Below are 3,102 nucleotides of genomic sequence, written 5' to 3' on the forward strand. Positions count from 1 at the left end.
CGTCGAACAAACCCAGCACATCGGCAACCTGCACCGGGCCATAAGCAACGCGCCCGCTTGGCGTTGCCACTTCCACCAGCGGTTCCAGCCAATACAGTCCGCGCGAACCGTTGCGCACGATGTGGATATCCAGGTTGCGCGAAGCGGCTTCGCATTCGATCGCCTTGGCCACCGCGTCGGCGTCAAGCGACAAGGCGCTGGCATCGCCCGGAACGTAAACGGTCACGCTCATGTCGCCTCCGACAGCAGCCACGCGTCAAAACGTTCCGGCGTTATGCGGCCCTTCAATTCGTCACCCACCATCATGGCTGGCGAGCACGCGCAGTTGCCGAGGCAATACACCGGCTCCAGCGTCCACGCACCATCAGCGGTGGTCTGGTGGAAATCCACGCCGAGCCGCTGTTTTACGTGCTGCTCGAGCTGCGCCGCACCCATCGATTGGCATGATTCCGCCCGGCACAGATAGATGGTGCGCTTGCCAGCCGGATGCGTGCGGAAGTAGTGATAGAACGTCACCACGCCGTGTACGTCGGCACGCGACAGGTTCAGCTCGCGCGCGATCAGCGGGATGGCTTCCTCAGGTACGTAACCCAGGGCGTCCTGCACGCCGTGCAGGATCGGGAGCAAAGCGCCAGGCTGGTCCTTCAGCCTGGCGGTCACGTCGAGAACGGCACCGCGGATCGTGTCATCGATAGGCGGCAGCGATACGACGCTTTTTGCGGGTTTCATAACGGATAGATCCTTAGAACAATGCGGCAGCCTTGCTCAGCGCAATCCACACGCCGATCAGGAACGGAATGCCGACCAAGGCCCAGGCAACCACGCCCACGATGCCGAAGCTGCCGCGCGCCGCCTGCTCGACATTGGCTGCGATATGCGGCGCCTCGTGCTGCAGCGAGCGTTCGCGCGTGAGTTCCTCATCGGTCATATGGTGCGCTTCCTTGACCGGCCTGACCATTAAATTGGCGATAAGGCCGACCAGCAGCAGACCGGCCAGGATGTACAGCGTGCGGTCGTACACCAGGTTCTTGGCGACACCGGCGTTCAACTGCGCCTCACGCACCGCTGCAATCAGGAACGGCCCCGCGATACCCGCTGCCGACCAGGCCGTCAGCAAGCGTCCGTGGATGGCGCCGACCATTTGGGTGCCGAAAATATCAGCCAGGTAAGCCGGCACGGTGGAGAAGCCGCCGCCATACATGGAAAGGATGACGCACACCGCAATCACGAACACGCCCGCCAACCCCATGTGGCCCAGCGTAGGCAGGCTGCAATACAGCGCGATGCCCAGCACGAAGAACACGATATAGGTGTTTTTACGGCCAATGAAGTCGGACGTCGATGCCCAGAAAATGCGGCCCAGGCTGTTGAACAGGCTGATCAGGCCAACCAGGCCCGCGGCGGCCGCGGCGATCGATGCTTTCTGCGCCACGGTGAGCGCAGTGCCCGCACCGATACCCAGCAAACGGCCGCCGAATACTTCCTGGAACATCGGGCTGGCCATGGAAATCACGCCGATGCCCGCCGTCACGTTCATGCACAGCACAATCCAGATCAACCAGAACTGCGGCGTTTTCCAGGCGCGGTCCAAATGTACGTGCCTGCTGGTGATCAGGCTGCTCGTTGTGGTCGAGCCCGTCCAACCGGCAGGCTTCCAGCCGTTGGGCGGCACGCGAAAGCCGAAGGCGCCAGCCGACATCGCGAGGAAATAAATCGCTCCCAGCACCATCAAGGCGCTGGCGACGCCGGGTATCCCACCGTGCGCAAAGTGCCCCATCAAGGCCACCGCGATCGGGGCACCGATCATCGCGCCGCCGCCGTACCCCATGATCGCAAAGCCGGTGGCCAGCCCACGGCGATCAGGAAACCATTTGATCAGGGTGGACACCGGCGCGATGTAGCCGAGCCCCTGCCCGACACCGCCCAGCACACCGCAGCCCAGAAAGGTGAGCCACAACTGGTGCATCGACACGCCGATGCCGCCAATCACCAATCCACCGCCCCAGCACAGGGCGGCAATGAACCCCGCCTTGCGCGGTCCGGCATGCTCCAGCCAGCCGCCCCAGATCGCGGCGGAAATACCCAGCATGGCAATGAAAGTTTCGAAAATATGCGTGACGGCAGGCACCGTCCAATTGCACGATCCCGCAAAAAGCTGGGCGAAAAAGCCCAACTGCTCGCAACTGGGCGCCCCCGGCACAAGCTTGCTCATCGGCAGCCAGAACACCGAAAAACCGTATGCCATGCCGATGCACAAATGGATGGCCAAAGCCGCCGGCGGCACGAACCAGCGATTGAAACGTGGCCCCGCGATGGTGCGTTCCCTTGCCAAAAAACCTGACGCCGTTCCCCCCGACGCCGATACAGATTCAGGCACTGCTGTCATGTTCGTCTCCCAGGCTTCGATCGAGACAATCTGTCGCGACAACGACGAGCCGACTCTAGCTCAAATACATGCGGAGAATGATTACAAACGTGAAAGCAAAGCGATGATTGCTGCTGCGCAGCACATTCCTTCCAGCACCCGCGAGAAGTTTTAGGCAGACCCGGCGGTTATCGCACAAGCATGCAGGTGCGCATCAAAAAATGCAGTGGGTTCTTCATTCTACGCATGGCCAGCATGACGGCGTGCATCGACATGCTCTGCGGCATGCGTCACTGACAGGTCCTTTGGAACACCGACTGCCGCAAACACAGCGCAGGATTCGGCAAGCGTCGTCGTGCGATCGCGGTCGTCAACGACCAGTGGCAACGGCGTGGAATGTTCCCGGTGATTGGCCTGCAGCGCATAGGCTGGGATGCAATCCCCGCATCAGGATGCGGAAAGAAAGCTGGGATTTCATCCCAGCCTGCGGCATCCGGTGAAATTCGCTCGTCTCCCCAACCTTGATCAAGGATGGGAAGACGAGCGGGTGTCCCACTGGATCAGGGAACATCGTCCGAATCAGCCGGCGCTTCGGCATGCAGCTGATGTGCGGACGGCACGGTAATCGCCGTGATGCTTGCGGCGTGCAGCTTCGCATTGAGCGCCGGCAGATCCGTACCGCGAATCGACTGCCACTGCGCAACGGCCCTGTCCAGATTCGCTTTGTACTCCGCAAA

At 61.6% G+C, this 3,102-nt stretch carries 3 protein-coding genes and 1 pseudogene; 1 reads left to right on the forward strand and 3 read right to left on the reverse strand.

All coding sequences use genetic code 11. The features are described 5' to 3' along the window. The 3 genes and pseudogenes from VMA74_RS03005 to VMA74_RS03015 form a co-directional block, all read right to left on the reverse strand. Positions 1-232, reverse strand: a pseudogene (locus tag VMA74_RS03005) (formate dehydrogenase); the annotation flags it as partial. Continuing rightward, positions 229-729, reverse strand: a complete 501-nt coding sequence (locus VMA74_RS03010; RefSeq protein ID WP_325364666.1) for a formate dehydrogenase subunit gamma — start codon at positions 727-729, stop codon at positions 229-231. The pseudogene VMA74_RS03005 and the gene VMA74_RS03010, both read right to left, overlap by 4 nt. 13 nt (positions 730-742) lie before the next feature. Next, positions 743-2,212 (reverse strand): OFA family MFS transporter, encoded by a 1,470-nt coding sequence (locus tag VMA74_RS03015; RefSeq protein WP_325364668.1) that lies wholly within the window; start codon positions 2,210-2,212, stop codon positions 743-745. On the opposite strand from VMA74_RS03015, the gene VMA74_RS03020 reads away from it, so the two are divergent. Continuing rightward, entirely contained in the window at positions 2,205-2,540 is a 336-nt protein-coding gene (locus VMA74_RS03020) for a hypothetical protein (RefSeq protein WP_325364670.1), read from the forward strand. The two genes, VMA74_RS03015 and VMA74_RS03020, sit on opposite strands and share 8 nt — an antisense overlap. The last annotated feature ends 562 nt before the right edge of the window (positions 2,541-3,102 follow it).

It is taken from the genome of Dyella sp., from assembly GCF_035508675.1.
GTDB lineage: Bacteria > Pseudomonadota > Gammaproteobacteria > Xanthomonadales > Rhodanobacteraceae > Dyella_B.